Origin of the sequence: Paeniglutamicibacter cryotolerans (assembly GCF_014190875.1) — a bacterium.
Classification (GTDB): domain Bacteria; phylum Actinomycetota; class Actinomycetes; order Actinomycetales; family Micrococcaceae; genus Paeniglutamicibacter; species Paeniglutamicibacter cryotolerans.
Genome location: NZ_JACHVS010000001.1, coordinates 1,313,426 through 1,332,654, shown reverse-complemented (window position 1 = coordinate 1,332,654; position 19,229 = coordinate 1,313,426). Strand labels below are relative to the sequence as shown.

17 protein-coding genes are annotated in these 19,229 nt (G+C 66.3%); 8 read left to right on the top strand and 9 right to left on the bottom strand.

The features are described from left to right. Positions 1–125 precede the first annotated feature (125 nt). The gene (locus E9229_RS06340; RefSeq protein ID WP_183510422.1) at positions 126–1,133 is read left to right on the top strand and encodes a magnesium and cobalt transport protein CorA; all 1,008 of its coding nucleotides are present in this window, start codon (positions 126–128) and stop codon (positions 1,131–1,133) included. A gap of 128 nt (positions 1,134–1,261) precedes the next feature. Beyond that, positions 1,262–2,047 carry an HAD-IIA family hydrolase gene (locus tag E9229_RS06335; protein ID WP_183511915.1) on the top strand — a complete coding sequence of 262 codons (786 nt, stop codon included), beginning with the start codon at positions 1,262–1,264 and terminating at the stop codon, positions 2,045–2,047. A gap of 49 nt (positions 2,048–2,096) precedes the next feature. On the opposite strand, the gene E9229_RS06330 is transcribed toward E9229_RS06335, so the two are convergent. Together E9229_RS06330 and E9229_RS06325 are read right to left on the bottom strand one after the other, a co-directional pair. Further along, positions 2,097–3,395, bottom strand: coding sequence for an MFS transporter (locus E9229_RS06330; protein WP_183510421.1), 1,299 nt, complete (start codon positions 3,393–3,395; stop codon positions 2,097–2,099). After that, complete coding sequence (locus E9229_RS06325; protein WP_183510420.1) at positions 3,388–4,596, bottom strand: amidohydrolase family protein; 1,209 nt, start codon at positions 4,594–4,596, stop codon at positions 3,388–3,390. The genes E9229_RS06330 and E9229_RS06325 overlap by 8 nt, the downstream gene beginning before the upstream one ends. A gap of 229 nt (positions 4,597–4,825) precedes the next feature. Between E9229_RS06325 and E9229_RS06320 the strand changes: the two genes are divergently transcribed. Further along, positions 4,826–5,530 (top strand): GntR family transcriptional regulator, encoded by a 705-nt coding sequence (locus E9229_RS06320; RefSeq protein WP_183510419.1) that lies wholly within the window; start codon positions 4,826–4,828, stop codon positions 5,528–5,530. Between the two features lie 55 nt (positions 5,531–5,585). Here the strand turns inward: E9229_RS06320 and E9229_RS06315 are convergent, their stop codons facing one another. After that, complete coding sequence (locus E9229_RS06315) at positions 5,586–6,980, bottom strand: DUF3100 domain-containing protein (protein ID WP_183510418.1); 1,395 nt, start codon at positions 6,978–6,980, stop codon at positions 5,586–5,588. Positions 6,981–7,243: 263 nt separating this feature from the next. On the opposite strand from E9229_RS06315, the gene E9229_RS06310 reads away from it, so the two are divergent. Beyond that, the gene (locus tag E9229_RS06310) at positions 7,244–8,722 is read left to right on the top strand and encodes a chlorohydrolase family protein (protein WP_183510417.1); all 1,479 of its coding nucleotides are present in this window, start codon (positions 7,244–7,246) and stop codon (positions 8,720–8,722) included. Between the two features lie 724 nt (positions 8,723–9,446). Here E9229_RS06310 and E9229_RS06305 read toward each other — a convergent pair. Together E9229_RS06305 and E9229_RS06300 are read right to left on the bottom strand one after the other, a co-directional pair. Next, positions 9,447–10,697 (bottom strand): MFS transporter, encoded by a 1,251-nt coding sequence (locus E9229_RS06305; protein ID WP_183510416.1) that lies wholly within the window; start codon positions 10,695–10,697, stop codon positions 9,447–9,449. 5 nt (positions 10,698–10,702) lie between these two features. Next, positions 10,703–11,041, bottom strand: coding sequence for a hypothetical protein (locus E9229_RS06300; protein ID WP_183510415.1), 339 nt, complete (start codon positions 11,039–11,041; stop codon positions 10,703–10,705). Between the two features lie 403 nt (positions 11,042–11,444). Between E9229_RS06300 and E9229_RS06295 the strand changes: the two genes are divergently transcribed. Next, positions 11,445–12,650: an IS110 family RNA-guided transposase gene (locus E9229_RS06295; protein ID WP_312855616.1), complete on the top strand. Its 1,206-nt coding sequence runs from the start codon at positions 11,445–11,447 to the stop codon at positions 12,648–12,650. Positions 12,651–13,137: 487 nt separating this feature from the next. Here E9229_RS06295 and pyrE read toward each other — a convergent pair whose 3' ends face one another. Further along, positions 13,138–13,698, bottom strand: coding sequence for an orotate phosphoribosyltransferase (pyrE, locus tag E9229_RS06290; protein ID WP_183510413.1), 561 nt, complete (start codon positions 13,696–13,698; stop codon positions 13,138–13,140). A gap of 149 nt (positions 13,699–13,847) precedes the next feature. Between pyrE and E9229_RS06285 the strand changes: the two genes are divergently transcribed. Both E9229_RS06285 and nadE read left to right on the top strand, forming a co-directional pair. Beyond that, a complete protein-coding gene (locus E9229_RS06285; RefSeq protein ID WP_183510412.1) occupies positions 13,848–14,291 on the top strand; it encodes a MarR family winged helix-turn-helix transcriptional regulator in 444 nt (147 codons plus the stop codon). A 56-nt stretch (positions 14,292–14,347) separates the two neighbouring features. Then, positions 14,348–15,169 (top strand): ammonia-dependent NAD(+) synthetase, encoded by an 822-nt coding sequence (nadE, locus tag E9229_RS06280; protein ID WP_183510411.1) that lies wholly within the window; start codon positions 14,348–14,350, stop codon positions 15,167–15,169. Positions 15,170–15,188: 19 nt separating this feature from the next. Here nadE and E9229_RS06275 read toward each other — a convergent pair whose 3' ends face one another. Further along, entirely contained in the window at positions 15,189–16,352 is a 1,164-nt protein-coding gene (locus tag E9229_RS06275; RefSeq protein WP_183510410.1) for a GmrSD restriction endonuclease domain-containing protein, read from the bottom strand. A gap of 261 nt (positions 16,353–16,613) precedes the next feature. Here E9229_RS06275 and E9229_RS06270 point away from each other — a divergent pair, with 261 nt between their 5' ends. Next, positions 16,614–17,120 carry a MarR family winged helix-turn-helix transcriptional regulator gene (locus E9229_RS06270; protein ID WP_183510409.1) on the top strand — a complete coding sequence of 169 codons (507 nt, stop codon included), beginning with the start codon at positions 16,614–16,616 and terminating at the stop codon, positions 17,118–17,120. Between the two features lie 18 nt (positions 17,121–17,138). On the opposite strand, the gene E9229_RS06265 is transcribed toward E9229_RS06270, so the two are convergent. Then, a complete protein-coding gene (locus tag E9229_RS06265; protein ID WP_246380382.1) occupies positions 17,139–17,864 on the bottom strand; it encodes an ABC transporter ATP-binding protein in 726 nt (241 codons plus the stop codon). A gap of 70 nt (positions 17,865–17,934) precedes the next feature. Further along, a complete protein-coding gene (locus E9229_RS06260; protein ID WP_183510408.1) occupies positions 17,935–19,059 on the bottom strand; it encodes an ABC transporter permease in 1,125 nt (374 codons plus the stop codon). Between the last annotated feature and the right edge of the window lie 170 nt (positions 19,060–19,229).

Genomic DNA, 19,229 nt, shown 5'->3' with positions numbered 1-19,229 from the left:
GTGGCTTCGGCGGGGCCCGACGCGCGGTAGCCGGGCCGGAGCGGCCCGGGGTGAAAGACTGAAGGTGTCCGCGCAACGGCGCGGCCACGGACCCGACCGGGTCCGGCTGATTCCAGGAGTCGCCCATGCCAATAGTTGAAAACGCGATCTACGTCGAAGGCAAGCGGGTGTTAAAGCCGGAGTCGCTCAGCGAAACGTTTGAAGACCTGAAAGCCACCGGCGGCATGTGTTGGCTGGGGCTCTACCGGCCGGACGCAGGCGAAATGGAGGAGGTCGCGGCGGAGCTGGAGCTGCACGCACTGGCGGTGGAAGATACCCTGGCCGGGCACCAGCGGCCGAAGCTGGATCACTACGGCGAACACCTGTTCGTCGTGCTGCGCCCGGCCCGCTACATCGACGACATCGAGAAGGTCGAGTTCGGCGAATTGCACGTCTACGCCGGGTCGGACTTCGTGGTCACCGTCCGGCATGCCGAATCCCCGCAGTTATCCATCGTGCGCAAGCGGTTGGAGGACGAACCGGACCTGCTGTCGCTCGGCCCGCCTGCCGTCCTCTATGCGGTGCTGGACCAGGTCATCGACGAATACGAGCCGGTGGCGGCGGGGCTGGGCAACGATATCGACGAAATCGAGGATCAGCTGTTCTCCGGTGAGAGCGTCGTTTCGCGGCGCATCTACGAACTCTCCCGCGAGGTCATCGAATTCCAGCGGGCTGTTGCGCCGTTGGAGGCCGTGCTCGAACAGCTGCGCAAAGACGTCGCGGCCATCACAACCAACCGCCACGAGGCGATCGAGCTGGACCGCAAGCTCATCGACGTCCAGGACCACGCCATCAGGATCGCCGAACGCATAACCTCCTTCCGTGCCCTGCTCACCAACCTGCTTTCGCTCAGCTCCACGCTGGCATCGCAACAGGCCACGGAGGCTGGCGTGGCCCAGAACGAGCAGATGAAGAAGATTTCCTCCTGGGCCGCGATCCTGTTTGCGCCGAGCCTGATCGGCAGCATCTACGGGATGAACTTCCACGACATGCCGGAGTTGTCCTTCGCATGGGGCTACCCGGCGGCCCTGGTGCTGATGGCTTCCCTGAGCGTCGGGTTGTATGTGATTTTCAAAAAGAACAAGTGGTTGTGACCAGGATCAACCGCACGGCCGGCTGCCAGCTGAGAGACTGGTCTTGACCAGCATTTTCGCGAAAGGACTCCACCGTGGCAACCAAGCTTGACCGCACTCCGGCAGACATCGAATGCTGGCTCACCGACATGGACGGGGTCCTGGTCCACGAGAACCAGGCCGTTCCCGGCGCAGCGGAACTCATTTCGCACTGGGTGTCCACGGGGAAGCGCTTCCTGGTGCTGACCAACAACTCGATCTACACCCCGCGGGACCTCTGCGCCCGGCTGCGGGCCTCGGGCCTGGACATCCCCGAGGAGAACCTCTGGACCTCGGCCATGGCCACCGCCGAGTTCCTCAAGCGCCAGCAGCCCGGAGGCCGGGCCTTCGTGATCGGCGAGGCCGGTTTGACCACGGCGCTGCATAAGGCCGGCTTCATCCTCACCGACCAGGATCCCGACTATGTGGTCCTGGGCGAGACCCGCACGTATTCGTTCGAGGCGATCACCAAGGCCATCCGGCTGATCACCTCGGGGGCTCGCTTCATTTCGACAAACCCGGATGCGACGGGTCCCTCGACCGAGGGCCTTGTGCCCGCCACCGGCGCCGTGGCGGCACTGATCACCCAGGCCACCAACCGCCAGCCCTACGTGGTGGGCAAGCCGAATCCGATGATGTTCCGTTCGGCCCTGAACCGCATCGCCGCGCACTCGGAAACCACGGCGATGATCGGGGACCGGATGGACACCGATATCATCGCCGGCATGGAGGCCGGCCTGCACACGGTGCTGGTCTACACCGGGATCACCCAGCCGTCCGATGTGGCCCGTTTCCCGTTCCGCCCGGACGAGGCCTACCCGTCGGTGGCCGAGCTTCTCGCCGAACTTACCGAGCCCACCACCAGCGGATTCACCACCGAGGACAGCGGGGAATAAACGACCCCAGGCTCCGCGACTCACCGGGGCATCGGGCTGTTGCCACAGCTCACTCTTCCCGGCCGTGCTCCGCCCCGGAAATAGCTTCCCGGCCGACGGCCAGCACCGCCACCACACCCATCGCCAGCGCCAGCAGCGACATCAGGGCTAGTGAGGCATTCCAGGAGCCGGTCCAGGTCCGCAGCCCACCGATGAGCGCCGAACCCAGCGCTGCCGCCACATAACCGAAGCCTTGGCTGACCGCCGAGAGCTTCCCGGCTATCGCGCCGTTTGCCGTCTTGGCAACGATCAGCGCCATGGAGAGGCCGAAGGCTGCGCTCTGGGAGAATCCCAGCAGCGTAATGGCACCGAAGGAGCCTGCCGCTCCCCCGAGCGCCAACCATCCGAACCCGAACGCAACGCACGCGCCGATCAGCGCCGCAGCGAGGCGCAGCAAACGAAGATGCGCCATCAGCATCGGGGTCAGCAGCGTGGAGATGAACCCCACGGCACTGAACCAGGCAAGCATGTTCGCCGCCGTGCCGCGGTCAATTCCCGCCTCGTCCTGGATGGTCGGAAGCCAGCTGGACACGGCAAAGTAGAGGATCGCTTGGAGGCCGAAGACCGCCCCAATCAGCGCCGCCGTGCGCCGCCCCTCCGGGCCGAAGACTCTGGCCGCACCTCGGGCTGCGGCGGCCGCCGGCGCCGGGAGGCCTCCCCCGGGTTCCCGAACCGGGACCGCACCGCCAGCGCTAGCCGCTCGGACCCAGACGAGGACAGCGGCCGCGATGGCCAGCACGGTCCAAATCCCCAGCCCGGCAGAAAGGTTCCCACCGGCCGCTGCCACGACCGGCCGGGTCAGCGAAGCTCCCGCCGCGGCACCGACCCCGAAGGTCGTCGTGGCGATGCCGACAGCCCGCGGCGAGGCTCGCAACTCCTTGAGATACTGCGGCATGAGGATGCTGCCGCCCATGATCGCCACCCCGGCGGTAAACGTACAGAGAAGCAGCAGTCCCGGAACCAGCGCCCTCATTCCGAGGCTGCCGGCGAGCAGCAACATCGAGGCAAGGAGCACCAGCTCCGTGCCGAGCCGACGGGTCAACAACGGGATCAGTGGCGCGCTCAGCCCGAAGGCGGCCACGGGCAGCGAAGAAAGCAACACCACGTCCGCCGGTGCGAGCCCGGCCGTTGCGGTCAGCTCCTGAAGGATGGCCGCCACCGAGGTAATGGCCGGGCGCAGGTTCAGGCCGACGGCGAAGGCCGCCAGTAGGCCGAGCAGCGGTACAGCCCGTTTCACCGGCGAGGTCGCGGCCGGCTTCCCGGTGGGCGCCTGGTGGAGGGCAGTCGGGACCGGTGACCGCTCAGCCACAGAGTTCTAGCCCGTCGGCAACAAGTCTTCCGTCGTGAAAGACCGTGCGGTCCGTTCCCTTGTCCATCACGGCGCTGGTGATCGTATCCCCGTCAACGAGCACGACGTCGGCGCGATCACCGATCTCCAGCCCCGGACGGTCGCCGGTGCCGTTCAGGCGCCGCACGCTGCGGTTCATGATGGAGGCCCCGCCCATGGTGGCGATGGCCGCGCAGTGCTCGATCATCTCGTCCTGGCGCAGCCCGTGCGTGAAGGCCAGCTGCCAGGTGCGCGAGAGCATGTCGCAGTTTCCGTACGGGCTCCAGTAGTCGCGCTGGCCGTCCTCGCCCAGGCCCACGCGCACCCCGGCCTCGGCCATCGCGGCGAGGGTGAACTGCTTGCCGGCGGTCGATGGGGCGACGGTGGCCCAGGAAACGTCCAGCTCGGCCATTTCCTCGATCAGTTTGGCCGTGGCCGCTTCCGAGACGTTACCGAGATCGTAGGCGTGGGAAAGGGTGACCCTGCCCTGCATGCCCAGCGCCCGGGTGCGCTCCATGATCAGGTCGGCACTGTAGATGCCCAGGTGGCCGGGTTCGTGCAGGTGGATGTCGACGTCCACCTGGTATTTTTCGGCAAGGCCGAAAACGATGTCGAGGTGCCGGACCGGGTCGCGGTCCAACTGGCATGGGTCTATGCCGCCCATGACCGTGGCCCCGAGCTTCAGCGCCTCCTCGAGGTACTCCGTGGTTCCCGGCTCGAGCAGCAGCCCGGCCTGGGGGAAGGCCATGATGTCCACGTCGGCGGCGTGGGCGAACTTCTCCTTGGCGGCCAGCACTGCCTCGAAGCGCTCGAGCTTGCAGTCGACATCGATCTGCGCGTAGCTGCGCACCCGGGTGGTGCCGTGGGCGATCATGCGCTCAAGCGTTCCGACCACCAGTTCCCCGATGCCGATGTCGGTGTTGCGCCAGTTCTGCCGGTCGTTGAGCATCATGGCCCACACACCTGGAGCGCCGGTGTGTTCGCGGAACGGCAGTCCGATGCGCGTGGAGTCCAGGTGCACGTGCACGTCGCTGAAGGATGGCAACGCCAGGCGACCGCGCCCGTCGACGTCGCCGGGTCCTGGCCGGGCCCCGGTGTGCGGGGCGACCGAGGTGATGGCGCCCTGGGTGAATTCAAGGTCAACGGCGGGGCGGCCCCAGGGACGGATATTGGTAACCAGCACGATGGATTCCTTTGGTCGGGCGAATTTTTCCTATTTACTTTTGTATACCAAATAATGCCAAGCACCAAGGCGTACCAGTCGAATTCCTTAAAATAGGGGTAAGTTCACAGCATGCGAGCGTCTATTCCTCAAGTTCCAAAATTTTGGGATACCGAAATTCCTGTGGCTTCAGCGGTAGGCTACGAGTACTGTGCCACGTCTGTGGCCCCGCAGCGTAGGAGCCAACCCCATGGTCAAACAGCCAGCAGTCGCCGCCTCGGCATTAGCCGAAAACGAGGAATCCAGGGGCTTCGGCGCCCTCGCTGACCAAGTCTACGCACGCATGCTCCGGGCCATCATCACCGGTGAATCAGCTCCCGGAACCAGACTGCGCGAACGCGCCCTCTCGGAGGATCACAACGTTTCCCGCGTTCCCGTGCGCGAGGCCATCCAGCGCCTGGAACAGGAGGGCTTCGTGGTGACCTCCCCGCGCCGCGGTGCCGTCGTGCGCGAACTGACAATCGACGATGCACAAGAGCTCTACGACGCACGCATCTGCATCGAACCGCACGCAGCAAGGGCGGCCGCCCGCCGGGTCCGCACCGGCGAGGCCGACGTTGCGGCGCTGCGTGCCGCCATCGGCGAGCACGCGGCCGACGAGTCCGGTCCGATCCCGGACGAAACGGTCAGCGCCAACCTGGCCTTTCACACCGAGTTGGTGAATCTGGGCGGGAATTCGATCCTGATTGGGCTGTTCCGCCCTTTGTTGGGCCGCATGGAATGGTTGTTCAACCAGACCCCGGGCACCCGGCACCATGAACAACGCCACGAGCACCGCGACCTGGTGCAGGCCATTGCCTCCGGTAACCCCGAACTCGCTTCGGCCCTGGCCTATACCCACCTCGAATTGGGCCGCGAACCCATCCTCGCCGACCTGAGCAAGACCCTCGGCTAGCGGCAGCCGGCCCCGAGCACCGGTTCAACAATGCCCGGGGCCGGCTGCCGGTTTCCTAGAGGTGCAGGGTGAACTGCGCGATGGCGGCCGCGGCGATGAAGCTGGCCGAGTAGGTCAGCAAGGCAACGACTACGATGCGCCAGCCCAGCGTCCTGATCGCTGCGATGTCGCGTCCCAGCGTGAGTCCGATCAGTGTCAGCGAGGCCAACCCGATCATGATGACGTCGAGGTTGCCGATCACATCGGCAACGAAGGAAGCCGTCGGCATGAACGGGGCCGAGAGCAGCGTTCCCAACGCAAGAACCCACACACTCGAGGGGACCGAGGGTACGTACTTGGCCACGGTGAAGGCCACCAGTGTCAGAACCATGAAGAGGCCGATGCCGAGAAGGTCCTTGGGCTCGAACGACTTGGTGCCCAGGGCATTCATCAGTGCACCAGTGAGTCCGGCCACGAGCAGCGCCAGCAGCATCACCTTAGGGGTTCGTTTGATCACCGGGTCCGCCTCGACCTCCAGCTTCACTTCCCGCTTCGGCTTCCTCCCCGCCGCGCTCGACTCCGAGGCGTCGGCCGCCAGACGCCGGGTAGAACGGCCCTCGTCGTCCTTGCCGAAAACGCGCTTCCAGAAGTTGTAGAGCGACTTGCACATCGGCAGGGCAATGAACACTCCTGCATAGAACCCAACGATGTTGGTGACGAGGTTGGACAACGCGGCAAGCGCTAGGATCTCCCCGGCCATCTCCGGGTAGAGCAGGGACAGCGCGCCGACGCCGCCGAGCATCATGGATGCGGATCCCAGCCCGAGGCCCAGTGCCAGGGCTCGGGGATCGAAGATCTCCAAGCCGCCGAGCAGGCCCGCCAGCAAGGAGATGAAGACGGCGCCGAAAAGGCTGCCGAGCAGCCACACCGAAAAGACGCCGCGGTACTCGGCAGAACGGACGCCGAATTTCTGGATGGCATAGGCCAGGAAGGACTCGCGGTCGATGGACCAAGTGGCCCCAATGGAGGCGCGCCCCAGTCCCAGGCCGACCGCCACCGGCAGCGCGATGATGACCGTTCCGACGATGTGCCCGATTTCCTGCAGCGCGATGGCCGGGCCAATCTCGGCGAACTTGCTCAGCGACGGGCCGATCTGGGCTCCGAGGCCGGCCAGGAACATCACGATGCCGACCTCGAGCAGGACCGTCGCCACGGAACGGCCCGACGGGGTGATTGGACGGACCTTCTGTACGCCGACGATACCGCCGATGACCACGGCCCAGATGATCGGGAAGAGGACAAGCGCGGCAGGGCCGAGCTGGAACTTGTGTGTTCCGATCGCGATGGCGGCGATGGAAATCAACGTGGAAACGGCGATGATGCCGGTCCAGTTGCGCACGTTGGGCGCCTGCGCCGGAGCATTGGTCCGCCCGGTTTCGACACGCCGCACTGCTGCTGGTTTCTGATTCATTGGTCCTCGTTCCGGTTGGTGCACCGGGGGCTCAGGCTCGTCCCGGGTGCATCCGACTAAATCCCTCAGGGTGGTATACCAATTACGATAACCGGCGTTCGGTGAAATGTATCTCACATGTCGCAATTTTTACATGCCAGTATTTGCAAGAGATTACCCCCGTGTTAGACAGTGGTATTTTGAACTTTGCATTTTTGGCATACCAATGAATTAGAGTGGGCGCATGGCCCGGCAACCGGTGCCGGAGGCGAAAGGAAGTCACCGTGCGGACAAAATACAGCGCAGATTACGTCCTCGGATACGACGGGTCGGGCCATACCCTGATCCCCCGTGGACAAATCGTCGTCGAGGACGACATCATCGTCCACGTCGGCCAGGACTACTCCGGCAACGTCGATGAGTCGGTCGAGTTGGAGCAAAGCCTGCTGACTCCCGGACTGATCGACCTCGATGCCCTGACCGACATCGACCACCTGATCCTGGATTCCTGGGCGGCCCCGGACGTGGCCGACGCGCACATCTGGTCACAGGAGTACTTCGATGGCGGCCGGCATGACGTCTGCACCCCCGGGGAACGCCAGACGCTGCGTGAATTCGCGCTGGTGCAGCTGGCCCTGCACGGTATCACCACGTACATGCCGATCGCCTCGGAAATCCATAGCTCCTGGGCGGAGACCTACGACGAGCTGGTGGGCATGAGTGAAACCAGCCGCAGGATCGGCCTGCGTGGCTACCTGGGTCCTGCCTACCGCTCCGGCGTCCACGTCGTCACAGCCGAAGGCGAACGCCGCGTCGCCTTTGCCGAAGACAAGGGCCTTGAGGGCTTGGACGATGCCCTCCGATTCCTGGACTACGCCCGGGACCTTGCCGATCCCCTGGTCAACGGCGTCCTGTTGCCGTGCCGTATCGAAACGATGACCGAGGACCTGCTGGCCCGCACCGCAGCCTTGGCCACCGAGCGCAACGTCCCGGTCCGACTGCACTCGCTACAGGGTGAACTCGAAGTGAAGCTGCTCGCCGAGGCCGGGGACACCCCGATCGAGGTGCTCCGGCGCACCGGGCTGCTCAACTGCGATCTGCTGGTCCCGCACGGCGTGATGATCGATGCGACCGACCCGGGCCACCACGCACCGGAGGGGGCCCTCACCCTGCTGGCCGAACACGGGGTCAGCATCATCCACTGCCCACTGACCACCTTCCGCTACGGCAAGGCGCTGAACTCCTTCGACCGCTTCCGCGCGGCAGGCATTAACCTCGCACTGGGTACCGACTCCTTCCCGCCGGACCTGATCCGCGGCATCGACGTCGGCATGCACTTGGCCAGGCTCGTCGAGGGGCGGGCCGATGCAGGGTCGCTGAACGACTACTTCGATGCGGCAACGCTCGGCGGCGCCACGGCACTGAAGCGCCCGGACCTGGGCCGTTTGACCCCCGGTGCCCAGGCCGACTTCGTCGCCTTCTCGCTGGGGGATTTCCGCGACGGGGTAATCGAGGACCCGCTACGAACCCTGGTCCTCAACGGCACAGCCCGCCAGGTCACCCACTCGGTGGTCGCCGGTCGGCCGGTCATCGTGGATTCAACACTCCCGGGCCTTGACCTGGATGCGCTGCGGTCCCGGGCCCAGGGGATCTTCACCAAGCTGCGCACCGCGTATTCCGAGCGCGATGCGCAACACCGGGATGCCGATGTGCTTTTCCCACCGCCCTACCCCGTGTCGGGGACGGCCACCGTGGCTTCCTAGGCCCCGCACATCTCGAGGTGGAGCAGAGTGCCGACCACGCCGTGATACTGCCCGGCGGCGAAGCACGGGTCAACGGCCTGGCCCAACTCCCTGCCCGGTCTGGCTTCTCCGGAACCGCCCAGCCGGAAATCGTCCCGGAGGACGCCCGTTGCGGTACGGCTCAGCCGGGTCGTGCCCCGTCCACATGCCCGGTGCAGGCATGGCCCGACGAGCAGCGGAACACGTCCGGGCAGTTGCCGGCCCGCGGTGCTTGGCCTTCCTGCGCTGCCAGCGCCTGGTGGCGAGCCACTCGAGCCCGAGCCTGCGGTGATCCGGGGTTCCGATTGGTGGGCGCCCGGGTCCGGAGAACGGCGCCGACTCGACCCGCTCCAGCTCCGTCGGATACGCCGCCTTGCCGAACAAGAAATCCAGTGGTGGTTCGACGCTTTCGGTGTGGCCTGGCTCATAGGACGATTCGTGCAGGAAATCGGACCAGTGCGCCGTGTCCCGGTGAACCTGATGCGCGCGCTCACCCCGCCGCAATCTTCGCCGAAGCACCTCGGGCAGAAGTAGAGCCAGACCCGGTCCGCCATGAAATCGCCGGTCGCCTCTGCTCGCCGGGGCCGCAGCAGCGTGATGAACCGACCGTCCCGGCGGTGAAGGCCGAAGATTTACTCGTTCAGGAACATCCCGTCGATCACGAAGTCGTAGCCGCCGGAGGCATCGGGCCGGCAGGACAGCGTGTTCACGTGCCCTCTGTGGCATCGGCCCCGGCCAGGGCGATGTGCTTCATCGGCTTCCAGACCAGCAACAGGATGATGAACGAACCGACGAACCCGAACCAGAACGGCGCCCGGTAGCTGAAAATCTGCCCGAGTACACCGCCAAGCAGCGAGCCCAGGGCGATGCCGCCGACGCTGCCGAGCATGTAGACGGAGTTCACCCGGCCCATCAGCCTGTGCGGTACCGCACGCTGGCGGACAGTGGAGGAGACCGAACCCCAGACCAATGCGTGCACGCCGAAGAGGAACAGGATGCACATCGCCAGCCACGCCTGGTGGGTGAGCACCAGGGCCAGGTGGGTGACGGTCTCCAGGATCAGCCCGGCGCGCAGCAGCGTCGTGTAGCTGAAGCGGCGCTCCAGCGCCGGGAAAACCAGCGCGCCGAGGATGCCACCGATTGCGCTGGCACTCATCAGCAGGCCGTAGCCGATGTCCGAGAGCCCGAGCTGGCCGGTGGCGTAAAGCACCAGCATCGAGAATGTGGCGCCGAAGGTGACGTTGAAGCAGGTGATCAGGATGGCCAGGGTGCGCACGGCGAAGTGCCGGCGTAGCCAGCCCAGCCCCTCGCGGACCTCGTTGACCAGCGACGGGGACTTCGTCTCTGGCACTGCATCGCCTGTCGGTTCCGGCAGCGGGATCCGCACCCTGGAGTAGAGCACCACGGCCACGCCAAGCATGAGCGCGTACCCGGCATAGGGCAGCGCGTAGCCGATGGCGAAGAGCATGGCGCCCAACGGTGGACCGGAGAGCTGGTTGGTAATGGTGATGGTGCCAAAGAGCCGGGAGTTGGCCAGCCCCAGCTGTTTCTTGGGCACCAGTGTGGGGATCAGCGAGGTAGCGGCGTTATCGGCGAAGGCCTCGGCCGTGCCTAGTAGGAAAAGCCCGGCGTAGAGCAGGGGAAGGGTCAGCGCCCCGGTGAAGATGACCAGCGCCAGGGCGGCCATGACCACCATGCGCAGCAGGTTCACCCCGATCATCAATGCACGCCGGTCCACCCGGTCCACCACGGCACCAGCCAGCAGGCCGAACAGCACCCACGGGACCTGCTGTACGAAGGGTGCCAGCGCTACGGCCAGCGGTTCGCGGGTCATTGTCAGCACCAGCAGCGGGCCGGCGGCGAGCAGCATCCCGTCACCCAGGTTGCTGGCGCTCGCTCCGGCCCATAACCAGCGGAAGGGCACCGGAAGGGACCCCGACGTCGGCTTTTTGCTCATGGGTTTCAGCGTACCGGCAACGTTTCCCGCAGCAGCGTTTCCAGCCCGGCAATCCACCGCAATTGGAAGGCGCTGGAGTGGCGGACCCGGAAGCTGGCGATTCCTTCGAGAACCAGCTCCGGGCTCCAGGCCCCGGATTCCACCAGGGCCAGGACCAGCCAGTCGATGCGGGATTCGTTGTCCGGATCCAACTGGCAATTCTTGGAGACGGCACCGGGCGATGGCCGCACCCCGGCGCCAAAGAGCCTCGGCCGCGTGATGGTGAACAGGTCCGGGGCGGTTGCCAGCAGCGTCTTACGCTCCTTCGGTCCGGCGTGGTGCAGGACGTCATGCAGGTTGTTCACCGCTCCGTCTCCAACGGGGGGACAGGGGCCACACCGCGGGCAACCCAGTCGAACATCGCCCCGTAGGTTGAGATTTTGGCCCGGTTCTTCGGTGAGCGCTGGTAGTTCTCCCCCCGTTACCTTTTTCATAGGCCCCTGATCCAGACTCCCCGAGGAAGGATAGGGGTTGCTGGCCTGTCGGACCCCGGCATGATCTCCTCCCCCTGTTATCCATGATCCGGGGGGTGCTGTCACCGGGGCCGAGAGGCACCAGGGATATCGCTCATAGGGGCCAGACCAGGACAAGCCAATAACCCGTCCAAGGTCGGTCGTAACGTGGATGCCGAGCCGTGGAGCCGCCAAGACAACGCCAGCACCGTTTCATCCGATGCCACCAAGGGTGGCCCCACGAATGAGGTGCGCAGTGATCACAGAGCACGAAACCATCGACGTGTTCATCGGCGTCGATGTCGGCAAGTCCAACCACCACGCCGTGGCCCTGAACCGGGCCGGAAAGAAACTCCTGGACAAGGCCCTGCCCCAGGACGAAGCCAAACTCAAGACCCTGATCCGGTCCCTGGCCAAACACGGGAAACTACTCTTCGTGGTGGACCAGCCGGCCACCATCGGCGCGCTGCCGGTCGCCGTCGCCCAGGCCCAGGGCATCGCCGTGGCCTACCTGCCCGGGCTGGCCATGCGCCGCGCCGCGGACCTGCACCCGGGCGAGGCCAAGACCGACGCCCGGGACGCCTACATCATCGCCACCGCCGCCCGCACCCTGCCCCAGACCCTGCGGCCCATCGCCATCCCCGAGGAGCAGGTCGCCGAGCTGTCCATGCTCTGCGGTTTCGATGACGACCTGGCCAAACAGGCAACGGCGACCTCGAACCGGATCCGCGGCCTGCTCACCCAGATCCACCCGGCCCTGGAACGGGTCATCGGCGCACACCTGGAGCATGCGGCCATGGCCGAACTCCTGGTCAAATACCCGACCCCCGCGGCGCTGCGCCGGGCCGGTGAAGTCCGCATCGGCGCCTTGATGCGCAAGCACGCACCGCGGGCCTGGAACCGCTGGGCCAAGGACATCACCGCTGCCCTGGCCGCCCAGACCGTCGTCGTCTCGGGCACCGAAGCGGCCGGCATCGTCCTGCCCGAGCTGGCCCGCATGCTCATCCACACCCGGGCCGCCCGGGCAGCGGTGCTGGTGCGCATCGAGGAACTGGTGGTGGCCCACCCGCTGCACCTGTTGCTGGATTCGATGCCCGGGGTCGGGATCCGTACCCAGGCGAGGATCCTCACCGAGGTGGTGGGCAAGGATTTCGCCAGTCCCGGGCATCTGGCCTCCTATGCCGGGCTGGCACCGGTGACCTGGCGCTCCGGAACCTCGATCCGTGGTGACCATGCCTCGCGCAAGGGCAACAAGATCCTGAAACGGGCGCTGTTCCTTTCCGCGTTCGCGTCGCTCAAATGCAAGGACCCGAGCTCGCGGATCTACTACGACAGGAAACGTTCCGAGGGTAAGAAGCACAACCAGGCGCTGATCGCGTTGGCCCGGCGGCGCTGCAACGTGCTGTTCGCGATGCTGCGTGACGGGGTCCTCTATCAGGTCCCGGAGGCCACTGCCGCCTAAACACCCGCCCCCGCACAGGCGTTCACTCCGGCTCGAAACCATTCGAGCCGGGGGACCTTGTCATGCCCGGACCTTGAAGCAAGGATTCTTCGGGAAATTTCCGAAAAAGGCCTTGCGAAAAAGATAGGGGCACCCCCCCAGCCGTCGGCGACCTGCGGCAGTTCGGCGGGAAAGATCCCGGGGTGGTCGTTCTTCAGCACGCCCCAGGAAATCGCGATCAGTTCCGCAGCTCGCAGGGCTCCAAGGCAGGCCGCGCGCGTAGACGACCGCTTCATAGTGCCCGCTGTTCGCCCCGGTCCAGTGGCCCTCGGGCGAGCGGCCGCCGTGCGGTGCCGCCGCGGTTTCCCGGTACAACATCGGATCGGGCGCTTCGCGGCAAGGACCGCGGGGCGGTCGGACTCGATGCGTCCGAGCACCGCCCCGCGGTCCCCTCGGCGCACCGCTTCAACGACGGGCGCGTCGTCCGATGCCTTGGTGGAGTTTCCTCCTACAGGCCCAGCTCGTCCTTGCCGAAGGCGAAGAGGTACGGAACCCCGGCCTCGGCTTCGATGCGTTCCTTCGAGCCGGTGTCACGGTCAACGATCACCGCAACCGCTACGACGTTGCCGCCGGCGGCGCGCACTCCCTCGACGGCGGTCAGTGCCGAACCGCCGGTGGTGGAGGTGTCCTCGAGGACCACCACGTTACGGCCCTTCACCTCGGGGCCCTCGACCTGGCGGCCCATGCCGTAGGACTTCTGTGCCTTGCGCACCACGAACGCGTCGATCGCACGCCCGGCTGTGCCAGCGGCGTGCATCAGTGCCGTGCCTACCGGGTCGGCACCCATGGTCAGGCCGCCGGCGTTGGTGAATTCGATGCCGGCCTCGTCGAGTAGCTCGAGCATGACAGCTCCGACCAGGGGTGCGGCCTCGTGGTGCAGGGTGATGCGGCGCAGGTCGATGTAGTAGTCGGCCTCCTTGCCGGAAGAGAGGATGACCTTGCCGTGGACGACGGCAAGCTCCTTGATGAGTTCGAGCAGGCGGGCGCGAGCGGCAGAATTCTTGGTCATGCGCATAATTCTAGTTTGGCCACGCCCCGGGGTGGGCCAGCACCACGCACGATTCGCGCGCTTCCGGGCCCAACATCCCCTCCACTGGGAACGATGGGGCGCTGGGCAAGCTACAGACAGGCGCGCTGGTCCGGGTCTAGGCTGGGGCCATGAACGAAAAACGCCCCTTGGGATATTGGCTCAAACTGGTGGACTCGCTCATCACCGAGCAGTTCACCGAATCTCTCGAAGAGCACGGTGTGACCCGCAAGCAGTGGCAGTTGCTCAATGTGCTCGCGCGCGGACCGGCCACCGGCGGTGAGCTCACGGCGGCACTGGCTCCGTTCTTCGGGGATCCCCCGGCCACCGATGAGCCATCCAGCCCATCCGAGCACCTGGCCGAACTGGTCGAATCCGGCTGGGTCAACGAGGAGGGGCATACCTTCTCGCTGACCGAACGCGGCGCCACGAGCCTGGATAAGCTCAGCGAGATCGTTGACACGATGCGCGAGGAATCCAGCGCAGGGGTCTCCGAGGCCGACTATGCGGCGACCATCGGCTCGCTGCGCAGGATGGCGGAGAACCTGGGCTGGCGGGACGACGCGGCCCCCTGATCTCCGGCGCCGCCCCCGTAATACGGTGTTAATGCGGCACCGGTTAGGCTGATCCCATGCGAGAACTCCAGCAAATCATCGTCAAGGAAATGGGCGTCAAGCCCGAGATCGATCCGGCAGCGGAGGTCCTCGCCCGCGTGGGGTTCCTCAAGGACTACCTGCGCGCCACCGGCACCCAGGGATTCGTGTTGGGGATCTCCGGGGGCCTTGATTCATCACTCGCGGGCCGCCTGGCCCAGATGGCCTCTGAGGAGCTGGTTGCCGAGGGCCATCCGGTCAGTTTCATCGCCGTCCGGCTCCCCTACGGGACGCAGCAGGACGAGGACGATGCGCAGGCCGCGATGGAGTTCATCGGCGCCGACGTCGAGCGGATGCTGAACATCCGCGACGCAGTGGACGGGCTGGAGGCCGCCTACGCGCAGGCCGCCGGCGTCGCCGTGACCGACTTCAACAAGGGCAACGTGAAGGCCCGGATGCGCATGATCGCCCAGTACGCGCTGGCTGGCGACAACAACATGCTGGTCATCGGGACCGACCACGGGGCCGAATCGGTGGTTGGTTTCTTCACCAAGTTCGGTGACGGCGGGGCCGACGTGCTCCCGCTGTACGGGCTGAACAAGCGGCAGAATCGCGCGCTGCTGCAATACCTCGGGGCGCCCGAGCCGATCTGGGCGAAGGTCCCCACGGCCGACCTGCTCGACGGCGCACCGCTACGCACCGACGAGGACGAGCTCGGCATCAGCTACGAGCACATCGACAACTACCTCGAGGGGCGCCACGTCCCCGACGAGGCGGCGGCGAGACTCGAGTCGATGTACCTGCGCAGCAGGCACAAGCGCACCACCCCGGTGGCCCCGGCCGACACCTGGTGGCGCTGACCGGGGCACAGGGAACCGCCTACTCGCAGCCGACCCCGTCGCCGTCGCGGTCAAGTTTGCGCGAATAACCGGGATCACCGGTGCGGATCGGATCCGCTCCGGCGGCCCGCACAGCCGTGCAGTTCTGGTAGTACACGGCTCCGGCTGGCGCCGTGGTCTTCGGCGGTGCCGGGACGGCGCGCTTCGTAGCGGGAGCCGGAACGATCTCCGGCGTCGTGACGCCCACTGCAGAGGTTGCCTTTTTGGTCTTCAGCGCCGATGTCACAGCCGGCTGCTTCGGGCAGGTGGCCAGGATCGTGGACATCGCAGCATGTTCGCCGGTGGTCACCCAAAGGTCGTACCGGACCTTGACGGCGATCTGCCGGGCCACGTAGTCGCAACGCGCCGACTTGAGCGGCGGCAGCCAGGACGCGGCATCCGAATCGCCCTTCTGCGCATTGAGCCGGCCATCCGTGGCAACCAAATTCATCGGGTCGTTGGCAACCGCCTCGCGGCGTTCAGCGGTCAGCTTCTGGGCACCCTTCTGCCAGGCATCCGAGAGCGGCACGACATGGTCGATCTGGACCAGTCCGCTGGTGGCCTGCCCACGCAGGAACCCAATGGCCTTCCCTGAGAACGGGTCCATCAGCGTGCCGGACTTGATCTGGCACGGCACGGAGCCGGTGTAGGTGATGTGGCTCAGCTGGGAGGCAAGCACGTCGTTGCGTGTATCGCAGCCGTTGTGGTCGACATCCTTCCAGGCAGGGCCAAAGGCTTGGCGGGTGTACCCGGTCTTCGGGGCGCGGCCCTTGACCTCCAGCCCGGCGAGCATGGCCAGCGCCGTCCCGGCGGCTGCCGGCGTGGCACCCGGCGTCTTGCTGGCGGGGGCCTGGGTTGCAGGTGCCTTCGTGACGGGGGCCTGGGTTGCAGGTGCCTTCGTGACGGGGACCTGGGTTGCAGGTGCCTTCGTGACGGGGACCTGGGTTGCAGGTGCCTTTGGGGCACCGGTTGCCGGGGCACCGGTGGCGGATGCCTCGGTGGTGCCGTTGGTGGCCGCGACCGTCTGAGTTCCGCAGGACACCAGTGTGCTTCCCACGAGGATGGCCGCCACCATGGCTCCGGCCATCTTCAGTTTGGCCCTGTTGCAGGCCTTCTTCTGGGCCGTGCCCGAGCGCAACGTGGCGTCGGGATACTTCTCTTGCATCTGTATTTCCAAACTCGTCTGGGCCCTGGGGCAGTCTCTCCGGTTCCGGCGCCTGCGCCGTTTACCTCCCATAACCTATAGCCCATCTCGCCGACTCTTCGGAATCCGCTCAGGCGGCAGCGGCGATCCCCACGCTCCCGTCCGCCCCTTTCCAAGCCGTTGAACCCAACGTAGATTGGGCACCAGAGAGAACCACTAGGACTTCCTACTAACTGGGCCGGCATCCCGGGAGAAAAGGGAGCCGGGCGTTCGGAGGAAGAAGTGAGCCAACCGCTACAGCGCGATCCGATTGCCGAGGCACAACGCAATTGGGAACGCCACGGCTGGGAAGACGTCGCGGCACCCATGGCGGCCATCACGGCCGTGATGCGCACCCAGCAGATCCTGCTTCACCGCGCCGAAACCGTGCTCAAGCCGTTCGGGCTGACGTTTGCCCGGTACGAGCTGCTGACGCTGCTGAGCTTCTCCAAGCGCGGCGAACTGCCCATGAACCGGGCCAGCGCCCTGTTGCAGGTGCACCCGACCTCGGTAACCAACGCGGTGGACCGGCTGGAGAACGCGGGCCTGGTACACCGCTCGGCGCACCCGACGGACGGCCGCACCACGCTGATCGGGCTCACTGCCCCGGGCCGTTCGCTGGCCCATGAGGCCACCGTGGCGCTGAACGAAGGGGTGTTCAGCGCCTCGGGATTCAGCGACAGGGACGTGAGCACGCTGATCCGGATCCTGGCGAAGTTCAGGGCCGACGCCGGTGACTTCTCCGGCTGATCCCGGCTGGGCACCCGGTCAGGCGGTGGCGGGCACCGGGGCGGTCAGCACCCCGTCGCGCATCACGGCGACGGCGTCGGTCAGCGGCACGAACTCGGTGTCGTGGGTGACCATCACCGTTGCCACGGAGAACTCGCGGGTCACCTCGCACAACAGCCTCACGATGGACTCGGAACGTTCGTGGTCAAGGGCCGCCGTAGGCTCGTCGACCAGCAGCACCTTGGGGCTGCCCATCAGGGCCCTGGCTATGTTCACGCGCTGGCGCTGGCCGCCGGAGAGCTGGTGCGGGCGCTTGTTCGCCCCATCGCCCAGCCCGACCACCTCAAGCAGGTCGGCCGCGCGGACGCGGGCCGCCTTCACCGGCTTGCCGCGCAGATGCTCGCCGATCACCAGCTGCTCGATCGCGGTCAGCGACGCCAGCAGGTTGGGCTGCTGGAAGATGATGCCGACCTTTTCACGGCGCAGCGCCGCGAGCTGCTTGTTGTTCAGGTCGTTGGCGGTAGTCCCGTCGATGACGACCAGCCCTCGGGTGGGGCGGACCAGCGTCGCGGCGGCCGCCAGCAAGCTGGACTTGCCGGAGCCGGAGGTCCCGATCAGGGACAGGATCTGCCCGGCCTCGACACCGAGGTTCACGTTGTCCAGTGCCCTGATGACGCCGTCGCCGTCGGGGTACTCAAGGGTCAGGCCCACCAGCTGCAGCGGCATGGTGCGGTCGGGCATCAGGGTATTGGCTGAATTGTTCATGGTGTGGCGCTTCCTGATCGAAAGGACGATGGGGGGTGTGGAGGGGAGGATGCCGGGGCGAAGCGGCGGGTCAGTTGCCGCCGAGTGCAATCAGCGCGTCGACCTTCGTCACCCGGGAGACCGCAAGCACGGCCCCGGCCAGGCCCAGAATCAGAATCCCGGCGATCGGCACGAGGGTGGTGGCCGGGGTGACCATGAACGGCGCGAACTTCTCGGCGAGCAGCCCACCGGCCAAGCCGATGGTGCCGCCGATGCCCGCGCCGGCCAGCAGCACGATCGCCGCCTGGGTGATGGCATCGCGCACCACGTACTTGTCGGAGGCGCCCATGGCCTTGAGCACCGCGATGTCGCGGGTGCGCTGGACCGTCCATACCGTCAGGAAGGCGACGATGACCAGTGCGGAAATCCCATACAGGAACCCCTGCATCATCATCAGCGAGCCGTTCTCGCTCTTGTAGGAACCCAACGCCGCAAAAGACCCGGTGCGGGTGCTACTCACCGTGCCGGCAGCAGCGTCGGCGGCGTCGACGTCAGCAGGGGTGCCGGTGATGGCCAAGACTGTTCCGATCTGGGTGGGATCGCTCAGGTGGGCGAGCTCCTTCCAGTCCTTCAGCGAGGTGTAGACCACCGAGGTGTGTGAATACCACTGGTCCGAGACGATGGCCCGCAAAACCAGGTCACGGCCGCCCGCATTGACTGTGTCGCCGACCTTCAGCGACAGGTCATCGGCAACCGAGACGCCGATGACCGCCTCACCGGGGTGCACCGCGACGGGAGCCAGGCCGCTGCCCTCGGGAACACCGAAGACCGCAACGTTGGTGGTGCCGGTGCTGGTTCCGGATCCCGCGGCGCCGCCCTGGAATCGGGTCTGGCTGATGCCCAGCGGTTCGACCGACGTGACTCCGGCGGTGGTGCGCCAGGCATCGGCCTGCACGGCGGTGACCTGGCTTTCGGTGAAGGAGGCCTTCGCCTCGTTGCCGCTGGCCGCCCCGAAGGCGATCCGGTCGACCGGGGTGATGGTGCCGGTCACCGCATCGGTGGTGCCCAGGTCCTTCAGGGCGGAGGTCGATTGGTTGCCCAGTCCGGCGGTCAGCCCGGAGAGCATGACCAGCAGCAGGGTAATCAGGGCGACGACGATGCCCATCAGGGCAAAGCGGCCCTTGGCGAAGCGGATGTCGCGAAGTGCAAGAAACACGGGTACTCTTCCGTCGGATGAACGAGGCGCGGGCGGCGGACGCCCCCTCTCCTTCCATCCTCGGCTCCGCCCCCTGGCCCCGGCATCAACCGTTTGGTCGATCGTCGCCCGGAAGGGCCTGGACTGCAGGTGAGCCTGCGCACAACAGCCCTTTTCCCTGGCCCCGGCCG

Coding starts and splice junctions, on each gene's coding strand:
- E9229_RS06340 (WP_183510422.1), top strand. CDS start 126: ATGCCAATAGTTGAAAACGCGATCTACGTCGAAGGCAAGCGGGTGTTA.
- E9229_RS06335 (WP_183511915.1), top strand. CDS start 1,262: ATGGACGGGGTCCTGGTCCACGAGAACCAGGCCGTTCCCGGCGCAGCG.
- E9229_RS06320 (WP_183510419.1), top strand. CDS start 4,826: ATGGTCAAACAGCCAGCAGTCGCCGCCTCGGCATTAGCCGAAAACGAG.
- E9229_RS06315 (WP_183510418.1), bottom strand. CDS start 6,980: ATGAATCAGAAACCAGCAGCAGTGCGGCGTGTCGAAACCGGGCGGACC.
- E9229_RS06305 (WP_183510416.1), bottom strand. CDS start 10,697: ATGAGCAAAAAGCCGACGTCGGGGTCCCTTCCGGTGCCCTTCCGCTGG.
- pyrE (WP_183510413.1), bottom strand. CDS start 13,698: ATGACCAAGAATTCTGCCGCTCGCGCCCGCCTGCTCGAACTCATCAAG.
- E9229_RS06285 (WP_183510412.1), top strand. CDS start 13,848: ATGAACGAAAAACGCCCCTTGGGATATTGGCTCAAACTGGTGGACTCG.
- nadE (WP_183510411.1), top strand. CDS start 14,348: ATGCGAGAACTCCAGCAAATCATCGTCAAGGAAATGGGCGTCAAGCCC.
- E9229_RS06275 (WP_183510410.1), bottom strand. CDS start 16,352: ATGCAAGAGAAGTATCCCGACGCCACGTTGCGCTCGGGCACGGCCCAG.
- E9229_RS06265 (WP_246380382.1), bottom strand. CDS start 17,864: ATGAACAATTCAGCCAATACCCTGATGCCCGACCGCACCATGCCGCTG.